This is a genomic window from Acinetobacter guerrae (assembly GCF_009372255.1).
GTDB lineage: Bacteria > Pseudomonadota > Gammaproteobacteria > Pseudomonadales > Moraxellaceae > Acinetobacter > Acinetobacter guerrae.
Window position 1 is genome coordinate 1 of record NZ_LXGN01000048.1, and the last position, 243, is coordinate 243.

The 243-nt window shown below is 34.6% G+C and carries 1 pseudogene; it reads right to left on the reverse strand.

Annotation, left to right across the window (positions count from 1 at the left end):
- Window positions 1-243: pseudogene (locus A7A69_RS16740) on the reverse strand (poly-beta-1,6-N-acetyl-D-glucosamine N-deacetylase PgaB); the annotation flags it as partial.

Consider the following 243-nt stretch of genomic DNA (forward strand, 5'->3'; position numbering starts at 1 on the left):
GACATAGATTAAATTACTATACATGAGTCTTTGGTCAAGCAATGGTTTCAGACTATTAAATTGGGATATATCAGGTTTTACCTTGAGCACAGTACGGAAATTAGTACTGATATTCACAAATTCATCGGCATTATTTTTAACTTGCTCTTTGATCTTAAAAATTTGCTGAACACTTTGTTGGCATTGTTGACTCCATTTCTGACCTTGCAGCGCACAATCCATCTGATCTTGTACCTTTAGAAT